The organism is Stenotrophomonas sp. YJH_SMC_8 (assembly GCF_059371315.1).
This window is the reverse complement of sequence record NZ_JCAFUL010000005.1, coordinates 42,676-55,480: the sequence shown is the minus strand read 5'-3', so window position 1 is coordinate 55,480 and position 12,805 is coordinate 42,676. Positions and strand designations below refer to the sequence as shown.

The following is a 12,805-nucleotide window of genomic DNA, read 5'->3' as shown; positions in this document are numbered from 1 at the left end:
GCGTAGCAAAGGGCTCTGACCCCAGCTCTTGCTTTGCTCATCCCTCCGCCGCGCGGAATGATGGATGGCGCGGGTGGGTGAGGCTGACCGGGACTGTCAGCGGCATGGATGCCGCTGCCAAGCCCCCATGGATGGGTTCACGGCGTGTCCCGGGCAGCCTCACCCACCCGGGCCCCACAGCCAACCAACAATCAGCCGGCAACGCCTTGATCCTTACAGCGCCTCGAAAATACCCGCTGCGCCCATGCCGGTGCCGATGCACATGGTCACCATGCCGTACTTCTGCTGGCGACGACGCAGGCCGTGCAGCAGGGTCGCGGTGCGGATCGCACCGGTCGCGCCCAGCGGGTGGCCCAGGGCAATCGCGCCGCCCAGCGGGTTCACCTTGCTCGGGTCCAGGCCGCAATCGCGGATCACCGCCAGCGACTGCGCAGCGAAGGCTTCATTGAGTTCGATCCAGTCCAGCTGGTCCTGGGTCAGGCCAGCCTGTTTCAGGGCCTTCGGAATCGCGGCGATCGGGCCGATGCCCATCACTTCCGGACGCACGCCGGCCACCGAGAAGCTGACGAAACGGGCCAGCGGGGTCAGTCCGTAATCCTTGATCGCCTGCTCCGAAGCCAGCAGCACCGCACCGGCGCCATCGCTCATCTGCGACGAGTTGCCGGCGGTCACGGTGCCGCCGAACTGGCCGTTGCGGAACACCGGGCGCAGCTTGGCCAGGCCTTCAGCGGACGAGTCCGGGCGCGGGCCTTCGTCGGTGTCGGCGATCTTGTTGCGGGTGATGATGCGCTGGCCATCGGCCAGGTCCGGCAGGTGCGAGACGATTTCGTACGGGCTGATCTCGTCCTTGAAGTCGCCGTTCTGGATCGCGGCCATGGCCTTCTGGTGCGAGGCGAGGGCGAAGGCGTCCTGGTCTTCGCGCGAGACCTTCCACTCTTCGGCCACCTTCTCGGCGGTGATGCCCATGCCGTAGGCGATGGCCACATGGTCGTTGTCGAACACGCTCGGCGCCATCGCGATCTTGTTGCCCATCATTGGCACCATCGACATCGACTCGGTACCACCGGCCAGCATCAGGTCGGCGTTGCCCAGGCGGATCGCGTCGGCGGCCTGCGCCACGGCCTGCAGGCCGGAGGAGCAGAAGCGGTTTACGGTCTGTGCGGCGATGGTGTTCGGCAGGCCGGCCAGCAGCACGCCGATGCGTGCCACATTCATGCCCTGCTCGGCTTCCGGCATGGCGCAGCCGATGATCGCGTCATCGATGCGGTTGACGTCCACGCCCGGGGCCTGGGCGACGACGCTGCGCAGCACGTGCGCAAGCATGTCGTCGGGGCGGGTGTTGCGGAACATGCCCTTGGGCGCCTTGCCAACCGGGGTACGGGTGGCGGCGACGATGTAGGCGTCCTGGATTTGCTTGGTCATTGCAGTGATCTCTCGAATAGGTTTTGTAGAGTCGAGCCATGCTCGACTGCCACATCAGGGAGTGCCCACCAAAGTGGGCACCCACCAAAAGCAGGGATGGCGATCAATTACGCAGCGGCTTGCCGGTCTTCAGCATGTGCGCGATGCGGGCCTGGGTCTTTTCCTGCTGGGCCAGTTCGACGAAGTGCTTGCGCTCCAGGGTCAGCAGCCACTCTTCGTCCACCAGGGTGCCGCGGTCGACCTTGCCGCCGCACAGCACGGTGGCGATGCGCTCGGCGATCTCGTAGTCGTACGGGCTGATGAAACGGCCTTCCAGCATGTTGACCAGCATCATCTTGAAGGTGGCGATACCCACGTCACCGGCGACCTGGATGCGGCGCGCCGGCAGCGGCGGACGGTAGCCCGCTTCGGCCAGGGCGCGTGCTTCGGTCTTGGCGATGTGCAGGGCCTCGTAGCTGTTGAACACCACCTTGTCGGTACTGCGCAGCAGGCCCAGTTCCTTGGCGTTGACCGCCGAGTTGGACACCTTGGCCATCGCCACGGTCTCGAAGGTCTTCTTCAGTTCAGCGAACACATCGCCGCCCGGGCCTGCGGCCTGCGAGGCACGCACGGCCAGTTCCTTCAGGCCACCACCGGCCGGCAGCAGGCCGACGCCGGCTTCGACCAGGCCAATGTAGCTTTCCAGGAAGGCCACGGTCTTGGCGCTGTGCATCTGGAACTCGCAGCCGCCGCCCAGGGCCAGGCCGCGAACCGCTGCCACCACCGGCACCAGCGAGTACTTGATGCGCTGGCTGGTGCGCTGGAAGTTGGCGACCATCTCTTCGAACTGGTCGACCTTGCCGGCCTGCAGCAGGCCGAGCGCACCGGCCAGGTCGGCACCGGCGGAGAAGGGTTCCTTCTGCTGCCAGATCACCAGGCCCTGGAAATCCTTCTCGGCGCGGCTGACGCATTCCTGCAGGCCATCAAGCACCTGGTCGGACACGGTGTTCATCTTGGTCTTGAAGCTGACCACGGCGATGCCATCACCGTCGTGCCACATGCGCAGGCCGTCGTTCTCGAACACGGTCTCGCCCGGCGCGAACTTCTCGCCCAGCAGTGGATCCGGGAAACGCTGGCGCTGGTACACCGGCAGCGACGAACGCGGCAGCTTGGCGTTGCGCGACGGGCTGTAGCTGCCTTCGGCGGCGTGCACGCCGTCGCGGCCATCGAACACCCAGTCCGGCAGCGGGGCGTTGCTCATGCTCTTGCCGGCGACGATGTCATCGGCGATCCACTGTGCCACCTGCTTCCAGCCCGCGGCCTGCCAGGTTTCGAACGGGCCCAGCGACCAGCCGTAGCCCCAGCGGATGGCCAGGTCGACGTCACGCGCGGTCTCGGCGATATCGGCCAGGTGGTAGGCGCTGTAGTGGAACAGGTCGCGGAAGGTCGCCCACAGGAACTGCGCCTGCGGGTGCTGGCTCTCGCGCAGCTTGGCGAACTTCTCGGCCGGGTTCCTGATCTTCAGGATCTCGACCACTTCCGGTGCGGCGGTGCGGTCGGCCGGACGGTAGTCCTGCTTCTCCAGGTCCAGCACCACGATGTCCTTGCCGACCTTGCGGAAGATGCCTGCGCCGGTCTTCTGGCCCAGCGCGCCCTTGGAAATCAGCGCGTCCAGCCACTTCGGCGACTTGAAGAATTCATGCCACGGGTCGTTGGGCAGGGTGTCGCCCATGGTCTTGATGACGTGGGCCATGGTGTCCAGGCCGACCACGTCGGAGGTGCGGTAGGTGGCCGACTTCGGGCGGCCGACCAGCGGGCCGGTCAGGCCGTCCACTTCATCGAAGCCCAGGCCGAACTGCTGGGTGTGGTGGATGGTGGACAGGATCGAGAACACGCCGATGCGGTTGCCGATGAAGTTCGGGGTGTCCTTGGCGTACACCACGCCCTTGCCCAGGGTGGTGACCAGGAATTCTTCCAGGCCTTCCAGGACTGCGGCATCGGTGGTGGTGGCCGGGATCAGCTCGGCCAGGTGCATGTAGCGCGGCGGGTTGAAGAAGTGCACGCCGCAGAAGCGATGGCGCAGCTGCTCGGGCAGCACGTCGGCCAGCTTGTTGATGCCCAGGCCCGAGGTGTTGGACGCCAGCACCGCGTGGTCGGCCACGAACGGGGCGATCTTCTTGTACAGGTCCTGCTTCCAGTCCATGCGCTCGGCGATGGCCTCGATGATCAGGTCGCAGTCCTTCAGCTGCTCCAGCCCGGATTCGTAGTTGGCCGGTGTGATGGCTTCGGCCAGCGACTTGCTGGCCAGCGGCGCCGGGCTCAGCTTGCCCAGGTTGGCGATCGCCTTCAGCACGATGCCATCGGCCGGACCTTCTTTGGCGGGCAGGTCGAACAGCACGGTGTCGACGCCAGCGTTGGTGAGGTGGGCGGCGATCTGGGCACCCATGACGCCGGCACCCAGCACGGCGGCGCGGCGGACTAGCAGGGAATTGGACATGGTGTAGGGCCTTTGTTGGTCAGCAGTTACTGGGTGGAATCAAAGGGAAGCGGGCAGGGCGCTGGCGCGTGCGGCGGCGCGGAACCCGGCTTCGGCGAAATGGATCAGTTCGTGGGCGGCATGGGCACGATGCGCCGCTTCGGTGACACCGGCGGGACGCTTGATCAGCCCGAAGTCAGCCATCGCATAGGTCAGTGAGCCGGCCAGGAAGTCGAGGCGCCAGTACAGCTCCTCCTTGCTCAGGTCCGGTACGCATTCGCCGATGGCCTTGCCGAACGCACGCAGCACGTGGCCGTAGTGGTCGGACAGGAACTTGCGCAGGTTGTCGTTCTTCTCGGCGTAGGCGCGGGCGATCACGCGCACGAAGGCGCCGCCGTTCTGGCGGTCCTGGGCCAGCGCCAGCGCCGGCTCGACAAAGGCGGCCAGCACCGGGCGCAGTTCGCCGGGATGCTCCGCGCGGGCACGTTCCAGCTGCGACAGGCGGGCGCCGGTCATCTCGTCCATGCGGCGGCGGAACACCTCGTTGACCAGGTTTTCCTTGGAGCCGAAGTGGTAGTTGACCGCGGCGATGTTGACGTCGGCCTGGCTGGTGACCTGGCGCAGCGAGGTGCCGGCGAAGCCGTGCTGGGCGAACAGCTCCTCGGCGGCACCGAGGATCCGGTCCTTGGTCGAGAAGTGGGCGGGCTTGGCCATCGGTGGGCGGACCTTAATCAAACGATTGTTTGATACTAGAACCAGACGGTACCGTATGGCATTTTGCAGTGCAGCAAAAATTCCCGGGGCGGTCAGAATCCGCTCAGGTGGGTGAATGGGCGCGGTGGGGTCGGATCCCCGCAGGGGCTCCGACCCCTGGCCGCGACGGGGTTGCCGGCCAGCGGCCGGCACTACCACCGCGCCGCTTTATCTTTTACAATTCGCCTACGTTTATCAGGCTAAGCCCGCGTCCCGACGCGGGTTTTTTTCATGTTACCCTTCGGGCCATCAGCGGCCCGATTCCATTGGAGACATCCCATGGCGCTGGAGCGCACCCTTTCGATCATCAAGCCGGACGCCGTTGCCAAGAACGTCATCGGCGAAATCTACGCCCGCTTCGAGAAGGCCGGCCTGAAGGTCGTGGCCGCCAAGTACAAGCAGCTGTCGCGCCGTGAAGCCGAAGGCTTCTACGCCGTGCACCGCGAGCGTCCGTTCTTCAACGCACTGGTCGAGTTCATGATCTCCGGCCCGGTGATGATCCAGGCCCTGGAAGGCGAGAACGCCGTCCTGGCCCACCGCGACCTGCTGGGCGCCACCAACCCGAAGGAAGCCGCCGCCGGTACCATCCGCGCCGACTTCGCCGAATCCATCGATGCCAACGCCGCCCACGGCTCGGACTCGGTCGAGAATGCCGCGATTGAAATCGCCTACTTCTTCGCCGCCACCGAAGTCGTTTCGCGCTGAGAGTAATGCCGTGAACGAGGTCGTACAGTCCCCCGCCATCCAGCCGCTGCCGAAGTCGGCACCCACGGCTGGCAAGCAGAACCTGCTCGACCTCGATCGCGCGGGCCTGGAGAAGTTTTTCGTCGAGGTTCTTGGCGAAAAGAAGTTCCGTGCCCATCAGGTGATGAAGTGGATCCACCATCGCTACGTCACCGACTTCGATGAAATGACCGACCTCGGCAAGGTCCTGCGCGCCAAGCTGCAGGCCCATGCCGAGGTACTGGTTCCGAACATCGTGTTCGACAAGCCCTCCGCCGACGGCACCCACAAGTGGCTGCTGGCGATGGGCGTGGATGGCAAGAACGCCATCGAGACCGTGTACATCCCGGACAAGACCCGCGGCACGCTGTGCGTGTCCTCGCAGGTCGGTTGCGGCCTGAACTGCACGTTCTGCTCCACCGCCACCCAGGGCTTCAACCGCAACCTGACCACCGCCGAGATCATCGGCCAAGTGTGGGTTGCCGCACGCCACCTGGGCAACGTGCCGCACCAGATGCGCCGCCTCACCAACGTGGTGATGATGGGCATGGGCGAGCCACTGATGAATTTCGACAACGTCGTGCGCGCCATGAGCGTGATGCGCGACGACCTGGGCTACGGCCTGGCCAACAAGCGCGTGACCCTGTCGACCTCCGGCCTGGTGCCGCAGATCGACCGCCTGTCTGCCGAAAGCGACGTATCGCTGGCGGTGTCGCTGCATGCGCCGAACGACGCGCTGCGCGAGACGCTGGTGCCGCTCAACAAGAAGTACCCGATCGCCGAGCTGATGGCCTCGTGCGCACGCTACCTGCGCGCCAACAAGCGCCGCGAATCGGTCACCTTCGAATACACCCTGATGAAGGGCATCAACGACAAGCCCGAGCATGCCCGCGAGCTGGCCCGCCTGATGCGCCAGTTCGACAACGCGGTGCAGGCCAAGGATTCGGGCAAGGTCAACCTGATCCCGTTCAACCCGTTCCCGGGCACCCGCTACGAGCGTTCGGAAGAAGCGCACATCCGCGCCTTCCAGAAGATCCTGCTCGACAGCAACGTGCTGACCATGGTCCGCCGTACCCGTGGCGACGACATCGACGCCGCCTGTGGCCAGCTCAAGGGCCAGGTGATGGACCGCACCCGCCGCCAGGCGGAGTTCAACAAGACGCTGCAGGCGGGGAAGGGGAGCGATGCCGCGGCCTGACCGCCTCTGGCTGGTTCTGCTCGCAGGCACGCTGGCCCTCGCGGTCGGCGGCTGCAAATCCCATCCCAAAGCCAAGCTCGGCCCGAGCGAGGCGCCGGTCTACTCCGTCCGTGATCCGGATGGGGTGCGGCAGCAGGTGCGCTGGCAGGAGTTGCTGACCCTGGCCGGCCGCGACATCCAGGGCGGTAATCTCGATGCTGCCGAGCGCAAGGCGCGCGAAGCCCAGAAGCTGGTGCCCACGGCCCCTGACGGCCTGGTCCTGCTGGCGGGCATCGACGAGCGTCGTGGTCGCAGCCAGCAGGCCGGCGAGAACTTCCGCAAGGCCGCCGAGCTGGCGCCGCAACGCGGCGACGTGCTCAACAACTATGGTGCCTGGCTCTGCCAGCAGGGCCAGGCCGCTGAATCGCTGATCTGGTTCGATCGTGCCCAGCGGGCGCCGGGCAATCCCGCCGTAGCCGAAGCACAGGCCAATGCCGGCAGCTGTGCGCTGGATGCAGGCCAGTTCGAGCGTGCCGAGCGCGACCTGCGCGCGGCGCTGGCGACACTGCCCGGCAACCCGGTCGCATTGGAGGCCATGGCCCAGCTCAGCTTCCGCCAGGGCCGCTACATGGAGGCCCGGGCCTTCGCCGAACGTAGGATTGCGGCTGCACCCGCAACGCGTTCCGTGTTACAACTTGCGTCTCAAATCGAAGCGCGGCTGGGGGATAGAGCGGCATCTGACCGCTATCTCCAGCGGATTCGACAGGAATTTCCGCAGGAAGCGGGCTCCTAACTCCAGGGTTGATGCATTGTGATTGATGACCAGACTGTGAGCGCTCTCGAGACTGCGGCCGGCTGCGGCACCCGCCTGCGCCAGGCCCGTGAAGCGGCCGGACTGACCCTTGAGGATGTCGGCTCGCGCCTGCGCATGCCGGTCCAGGTGGTCAAGTCGCTGGAAGAAGAGCAGTGGCAGAAGCTGGGCGCGCCCGTCTTCGTGCGCGGCCAGCTGCGCAGCTACGCGCGCCTGCTTGATGTCGACGTGAGCCAGCTGCTCGAGCAGGCCCAGGTAGGTCCGGTGGTGCCGCCCACCCTGGTCAGCCATACCCATACCCCGCGTGCGCGCCGCATTGCCGAGAACCTCGGCCGGCGCGTGCTGTACGTCGGCATCACCGCCGTGCTGGCCGTGCCGGTGTGGTTCGCCACCCGCGGCCATTTCGATGGCAGCGCCACGCCGTCGCCGAACACCGCCTCGCTGGACGCGATCCCGGCCGCTGTGCCGGTGGCCCCGTCCGCTGCGGGTGTCGAGCCCTCGGCCCCGGTTGAAGTCGCAAGCGCCCCGGCCAGCAAGCCGGCCGCAACGCCGTATGTCGCTTCGCTGTCCCCGGTGCCGCGTTCGGCACCCGCTGCGCCCGCGGCTGCCAATACGCTGGAGATGCAGTTCAGCGGCGACAGCTGGGTCGATATCGGTGGTCCGGACGGCGCCACCGTCGAGAAGGCGCTGATCAAGTCCGGCGAGAGCCGCAGCTTCACGCCGGGCCAGGTGACCCGGGTGACCCTGGGCAACGCCTCGGCGGTCCAGGTTCAGCAGAACGGCGCTATCGTCGATCTGACCCCCTACCAGCGAGCCAACGTGGCACGCTTTCAGGTATCCTCTGAAGGCTCCGTAGTCCCGGTTTCGCACTGAGGCGCGGTTTCACCACCTTCGATTAAACCCAATGGTCCCTCCCGATGGGCGGGGCGAGAGTACGCATGGCGATCGACGATCTGCTCGACGAGCACGAACAAAGTGAACGCGTCCGCAGCTGGCTGCGGAAGAATGGCGCCAGCATCCTCGGTGGCGTAGCCATCGCGATCGGTGCCATTGCCGGCTGGCAGTGGTACCAGAAGGATCAGGGCGGCAAGCTGGCCTCGGCCAACGTGGAGTACCAGAAGGCGCTGGTCGGCCTTCAGCAGAACAAGCTCGACGACGCTGCCAAGGCAGTGAAGGCGCTCGAAGCCGGCCCGTCCAGCATCTACGGCGACCTCGCGGCGCTGCAGCTGGCCAAGGCCCAGGTCGACGCCGGCAAGAATGAAGAAGCGCTGGCCACCCTGCGCGCCGTGAAGGTCGAAGGTGACCTGCAGCGCGTGGTCGACCAGCGTGTGGCCCGCCTGCTGGTGGCCACCGGCAAGAGCGACGAGGCGATCAAGCTGCTGGGCAGCGCCACCGACAGCAGCAGCCTGGAAATCCATGGCGATGCGCTGCTGGCGCAGGGCAAGCGCGATGACGCCCGTGCACAGTACGAGAAGGCGCTGAAGTCGCTGGACGTGGCAGCGCCGCAGCGGCGCCTGCTGGAAACCAAGGTTATGGATGCCGGCGGCACGGTCGCCGCCCCTGCGGAGTCGGTTTGATGAGTCAGAAGGTCATGATCACCCGCGTCGCCACCGTGCTCCTGATGGGCATGGCCCTGACCGGCTGCAGCACCATGAAGGGCTGGTTCGCCGGCAAGGACGCGGCAGCGAAGAAGGCCCAGGAGCCGGCTGAGCTGGTCAAGTTCGAGCCGAGCGTGAAGGTCAACAAGGCCTGGTCGGTCAACCTCGGCAAGGGCGAGCGCCGCATCGGCGTGCGCCAGGGCCCGGCCGTGGCCAATGGCCATGTGTTCGCCGCAGCGATCACCGGTGGCGTGCATGCCATCGACCTGCAGACCGGCAAGAAGGTCTGGACCTGGGAGCCGCAGAAGGAAAAGAAGAAGCCGAAGCTGCGCCTGTCCGGCGGCCCGGGTGTCGGTGAGAACCTGGTCGTGATCGGCACGCTCGATGGCCAGGTCATCGCGCTGGACATCAACGACGGCAGCGAGAAGTGGCGCGCCCGTGTTCCGGGTGAAGTCATTGCCGCGCCGGCCGTGGCCCAGGGTCTGGTGTTCGTGCGCAGCAACGACGGCCGCGTCACCGCCTTCGATGCCGGCAACGGCACGCAGAAGTGGTTCAACCCGAGCGAACTGCCGGCGCTGACCGTGCGCGGCAACGCGCCGGTGGTCACCGGTCCGGGCGTGCTGTTCATCGGCAAGGACGAAGGCGCGGTTGCCGCGCTGGCCATGCAGGATGGGCGTACCCTGTGGGAACAGAACCTCGGCAACGGCGAAGGCCGTACCGAGCTGGACCGCATGGCCGACGTCGATGGCGCTCCGGTGCTGGAGGGCAACACCCTCTTCGTGAGCAGCTTCAAGAACCAGACCATGGCCATCGAAGGCCCGACCGGTCGCCCGCTGTGGGCACGTGACCATGGCGGTGCAGGTGGCGTGGCGGTGTCGTCGGGCAACGTGTTCGTCACCGACAACAAGGGTGGCGTGTTCGGCCTGGACAAGGCAACCGGCGCTGCCATGTGGTCGCAGACCGAGCTGGCGCGTCGTTCGCTGACCGGCCCGGCGCTGCACGGTGATTACGTGGTCGTCGGCGACTACAAGGGATACGTGCACTGGTTGAAGACCTCCGATGGTGCGATGGCGGCACGGGCGAAGAGCGGCGGTGACGCCCTGCTGGCCCAGCCGGTCGTCGTCGACGGGGTGCTGCTGGTGCAGAACGTGGATGGCAAGCTGACCGCCTTCCGGTTGGCAAATTAAAAATTGGAGTAATCGCGATGCTGCCTTTGGTCGCCCTGGTTGGACGGCCGAATGTCGGCAAGTCGACTATTTTCAATGCGCTTACGCGCACCCGCGACGCGCTGGTCCATGACCAGCCCGGCGTCACCCGTGACCGCAATTACGGCGTCTGCCGCCTCGACGAGGACAATCATTTCCTCGTCGTGGATACCGGCGGTATCGCCGGTGAGGACGAAGGTCTGGCGGGCGCTACCACGCGCCAGGCCCGGGCTGCCGCGGCCGAAGCCGATCTGATCCTGTTCGTCGTGGATGCCCGCGAGGGCGCCTCGGCGCTGGACGACGAGATCCTGGCCTGGCTGCGCAAGCTGTCGCGCCCGACGCTGCTGCTGATCAACAAGATCGACGGCACCGACGAGGACAGCGTGCGTTCGGAGTTCGCCCGCTACGGCTTCGGCGAAATGCTGACCGTCTCGGCCGCACATCGCCAGGGCCTGGACGACCTGCTGGACGAAGTGATCCAGCGCCTGCCGGAAGAAGGCAGCGGCGAAGAGCTGGACAACGACCCGAATCGCATCCGCATCGCCTTCGTCGGCCGCCCGAACGTGGGCAAGTCGACCCTGGTCAACCGCATCCTCGGCGAGGAGCGCATGATCGCCTCTGACGTGCCGGGCACCACCCGCGACTCGATCGCGGTGGACCTGGAGCGTGACGGCCGCGAGTACCGCCTGATCGACACCGCCGGCCTGCGCCGTCGTTCGCGCGTGGACGAGGTCGTCGAGAAGTTCTCGGTGGTCAAGACCATGCAGTCGATCGAGCAGTGCCAGGTGGCCGTGCTGATGCTGGATGCCACCGAAGGCGTGACCGACCAGGACGCCACCGTGCTTGGTGCCGTGCTCGACGCCGGCCGTGCACTGGTGATCGCCATCAACAAGTGGGATGGCCTGACCGAGTACCAGCGCGAACAGGCCGAGACCATGCTGTCGCTGAAGCTGGGCTTCGTGCCGTGGGCCGAGTCCGTGCGCATCTCGGCCAAGCATGGCTCGGGCCTGCGTGAGCTGTTCCGTGCGGTGCACCGCGCGCACGAATCGGCGAACAAGACCTTCACCACCAGCGAAGTGAACAAGGCGCTGGAAGTGGCGTACGAGACCAACCCGCCGCCGACCATTCGCGGCCATGTCTCCAAGCTGCGTTACGTGCACCCGGCCGGCGCCAACCCGCCGACCTTCATCGTGCACGGCACCCGCCTGAAGGAGCTGCAGGAGTCGTACAAGCGCTACCTGGAGAACTTCTTCCGCAAGCGCTTCAAGCTGATCGGCACGCCGGTGAGCTTCATCTTCCGCGAGGGTGCCAACCCGTACGAGGGCAAGAAGAACGTCCTTACCGAGCGGCAGATCAAGGCCAAGCGGCGCTTGATGAAGCACGTCAAGGGCAAGTAACCGGAAAGGCGGCCGCAGGGCCGCCTTTTTCGTTTGACGGCGCCACTCAGGCGGTGCACCAGGCGGCGCCTTCGGATGTCACTTGGCGTCCAGGCTCTTCTTGAAGAATGCGATGAGCTTGTCGAAGGGGATCAGATCCACTCGATCATACAGGTCGACATGTCCCGCTCCCGGCACGATGTAGAGCTCTTTGGGCTGGCCGGCCAGTCGATAGGCCTCCTCACTGAACTCAAGCGAATGGGCTTCGCTGCCTGCAATGAACAGCATCGGCCTGGGCGAGATGGTCTCGATATCGTTGAACGGATAGAAGTTCATGAATCGAACCTCGCTGCTGAGCATGCGGTTCTGCGTCTGTTCCAGCGTGTAGCCCTTGGGAATGGCAATGCCGCGCGGCGTACGGTAAAAGTCCCAGAACTCCCTGGTCACCGGATCAGTCCTATCATCCGGCTTGGCGGGCAGATAGTTCAGGAAGATGCCCTTGCCGGTGGTGAACTCCTCATAGCGCTGCTCTGCGGCCTTCTCAAGCAGTGCCTTGCGCTGCTCCAGGCTCACCGAGTGCTTCAGACCGTTGCGGGTCACCGCGCCCATGTCGTACATGCTGACCGTCGCCACCGCCTTCAGGCGCGGGTCCAGCTTGGCCGCCGCGATCGAGAAGCCGCCGCTGCCACAAATGCCCAGAGCGCCGATGTGATTGCGATCGACAAAGTCGCGGGTGCCGAGGAAGTCCACCGCGGCACTGAAGGCTTCGACATAGAGTTCCGGTGCAACCAGGTTACGAGGCTCACCGTCGCTTTCACCCCAGAAGGGCAGATCGATGGCCAGAGTGACAAAGCCCTGTTCTGCAAGCTTCTGGGCGTACAGCTGCGAGCTCTGCTCCTTCACCGCACCCATCGGATGACCAACGATGACTGCCGGCGCGTGGGTGCCGCTGCGCAGACTCCTGGGACGATAGAGGGTGCCGACCACGTTCATCTTGTACTGGTTAACGAAGTTGACCCGTTCACCAGACACCGTGTTGCTCTTGTAGAAGTTGTCCGCCCCCGCCGGGATTCCACCCGTTGGGGCCGGGGCGGCGGAGGCAGCGAAGGGGGCGACGGAGCAGGCGACCAGCGCCAGCAACAGAGTGGTGCGCTTCATGGGAGTCCTTTGGTAGACGGTGAGGGGTGCGGGATGCACCGGGCGATCACCTTGGATGCCACGATAGACCGGGGTCGCCCCGCCGATAATTGGGCTGCAACTACAAGCATTGCTGAGTCTTGCTCAC

11 protein-coding genes are annotated in these 12,805 nt (G+C 65.8%); 7 read left to right on the top strand and 4 right to left on the bottom strand.

The window, feature by feature from the left end:
- Positions 1 to 213: 213 nt before the first annotated feature.
- The 3 genes from AC5P88_RS07645 to AC5P88_RS07635 form a co-directional block, all read right to left on the bottom strand.
- Entirely contained in the window at positions 214 to 1,422 is a 1,209-nt protein-coding gene (locus AC5P88_RS07645; protein ID WP_057500646.1) for an acetyl-CoA C-acyltransferase, read from the bottom strand.
- Positions 1,423 to 1,525: 103 nt separating this feature from the next.
- Positions 1,526 to 3,898 (bottom strand): 3-hydroxyacyl-CoA dehydrogenase/enoyl-CoA hydratase family protein, encoded by a 2,373-nt coding sequence (locus AC5P88_RS07640; protein WP_495224736.1) that lies wholly within the window; start codon positions 3,896 to 3,898, stop codon positions 1,526 to 1,528.
- A gap of 39 nt (positions 3,899 to 3,937) precedes the next feature.
- Positions 3,938 to 4,591, bottom strand: coding sequence for a TetR/AcrR family transcriptional regulator (locus AC5P88_RS07635; RefSeq protein ID WP_005409294.1), 654 nt, complete (start codon positions 4,589 to 4,591; stop codon positions 3,938 to 3,940).
- 318 nt (positions 4,592 to 4,909) lie between these two features.
- Here AC5P88_RS07635 and ndk point away from each other — a divergent pair, with 318 nt between their 5' ends.
- The 7 genes from ndk to der all read left to right on the top strand — a co-directional run bounded on the left by ndk (position 4,910) and on the right by der (position 11,541).
- The gene (gene ndk, locus AC5P88_RS07630) at positions 4,910 to 5,335 is read left to right on the top strand and encodes a nucleoside-diphosphate kinase (protein ID WP_008265389.1); all 426 of its coding nucleotides are present in this window, start codon (positions 4,910 to 4,912) and stop codon (positions 5,333 to 5,335) included.
- Between the two features lie 10 nt (positions 5,336 to 5,345).
- Positions 5,346 to 6,551 (top strand): dual-specificity RNA methyltransferase RlmN, encoded by a 1,206-nt coding sequence (gene rlmN / locus AC5P88_RS07625; protein WP_005409296.1) that lies wholly within the window; start codon positions 5,346 to 5,348, stop codon positions 6,549 to 6,551.
- The gene (locus AC5P88_RS07620; RefSeq protein ID WP_049427441.1) at positions 6,538 to 7,323 is read left to right on the top strand and encodes a tetratricopeptide repeat protein; all 786 of its coding nucleotides are present in this window, start codon (positions 6,538 to 6,540) and stop codon (positions 7,321 to 7,323) included. Before rlmN ends, AC5P88_RS07620 begins: the two co-directional genes overlap by 14 nt.
- A gap of 18 nt (positions 7,324 to 7,341) precedes the next feature.
- Positions 7,342 to 8,214, top strand: coding sequence for a RodZ domain-containing protein (locus AC5P88_RS07615; protein ID WP_495224735.1), 873 nt, complete (start codon positions 7,342 to 7,344; stop codon positions 8,212 to 8,214).
- Between the two features lie 65 nt (positions 8,215 to 8,279).
- Complete coding sequence (locus AC5P88_RS07610) at positions 8,280 to 8,918, top strand: YfgM family protein (protein ID WP_043884373.1); 639 nt, start codon at positions 8,280 to 8,282, stop codon at positions 8,916 to 8,918.
- Complete coding sequence (gene bamB, locus AC5P88_RS07605; RefSeq protein ID WP_005409300.1) at positions 8,918 to 10,126, top strand: outer membrane protein assembly factor BamB; 1,209 nt, start codon at positions 8,918 to 8,920, stop codon at positions 10,124 to 10,126. Before AC5P88_RS07610 ends, bamB begins: the two co-directional genes overlap by 1 nt.
- Before the next feature lie 17 nt (positions 10,127 to 10,143).
- Positions 10,144 to 11,541: a ribosome biogenesis GTPase Der gene (gene der / locus AC5P88_RS07600; RefSeq protein ID WP_495224734.1), complete on the top strand. Its 1,398-nt coding sequence runs from the start codon at positions 10,144 to 10,146 to the stop codon at positions 11,539 to 11,541.
- A gap of 78 nt (positions 11,542 to 11,619) precedes the next feature.
- Here der and AC5P88_RS07595 read toward each other — a convergent pair whose 3' ends face one another.
- Complete coding sequence (locus tag AC5P88_RS07595; protein ID WP_495224733.1) at positions 11,620 to 12,678, bottom strand: alpha/beta hydrolase; 1,059 nt, start codon at positions 12,676 to 12,678, stop codon at positions 11,620 to 11,622.
- Between the last annotated feature and the right edge of the window lie 127 nt (positions 12,679 to 12,805).

What these genes read in the sequence shown, in the direction of transcription:
- der (WP_495224734.1), top strand. Translation starts at nt 10,144, where the DNA reads ATGCTGCCTTTGGTCGCCCTGGTTGGACGGCCGAATGTCGGCAAGTCG.
- AC5P88_RS07610 (WP_043884373.1), top strand. Translation starts at nt 8,280, where the DNA reads ATGGCGATCGACGATCTGCTCGACGAGCACGAACAAAGTGAACGCGTC.
- AC5P88_RS07635 (WP_005409294.1), bottom strand. Translation starts at nt 4,591, where the DNA reads ATGGCCAAGCCCGCCCACTTCTCGACCAAGGACCGGATCCTCGGTGCC.
- ndk (WP_008265389.1), top strand. Translation starts at nt 4,910, where the DNA reads ATGGCGCTGGAGCGCACCCTTTCGATCATCAAGCCGGACGCCGTTGCC.
- bamB (WP_005409300.1), top strand. Translation starts at nt 8,918, where the DNA reads ATGAGTCAGAAGGTCATGATCACCCGCGTCGCCACCGTGCTCCTGATG.
- AC5P88_RS07640 (WP_495224736.1), bottom strand. Translation starts at nt 3,898, where the DNA reads ATGTCCAATTCCCTGCTAGTCCGCCGCGCCGCCGTGCTGGGTGCCGGC.
- AC5P88_RS07645 (WP_057500646.1), bottom strand. Translation starts at nt 1,422, where the DNA reads ATGACCAAGCAAATCCAGGACGCCTACATCGTCGCCGCCACCCGTACC.
- AC5P88_RS07620 (WP_049427441.1), top strand. Translation starts at nt 6,538, where the DNA reads ATGCCGCGGCCTGACCGCCTCTGGCTGGTTCTGCTCGCAGGCACGCTG.
- AC5P88_RS07595 (WP_495224733.1), bottom strand. Translation starts at nt 12,678, where the DNA reads ATGAAGCGCACCACTCTGTTGCTGGCGCTGGTCGCCTGCTCCGTCGCC.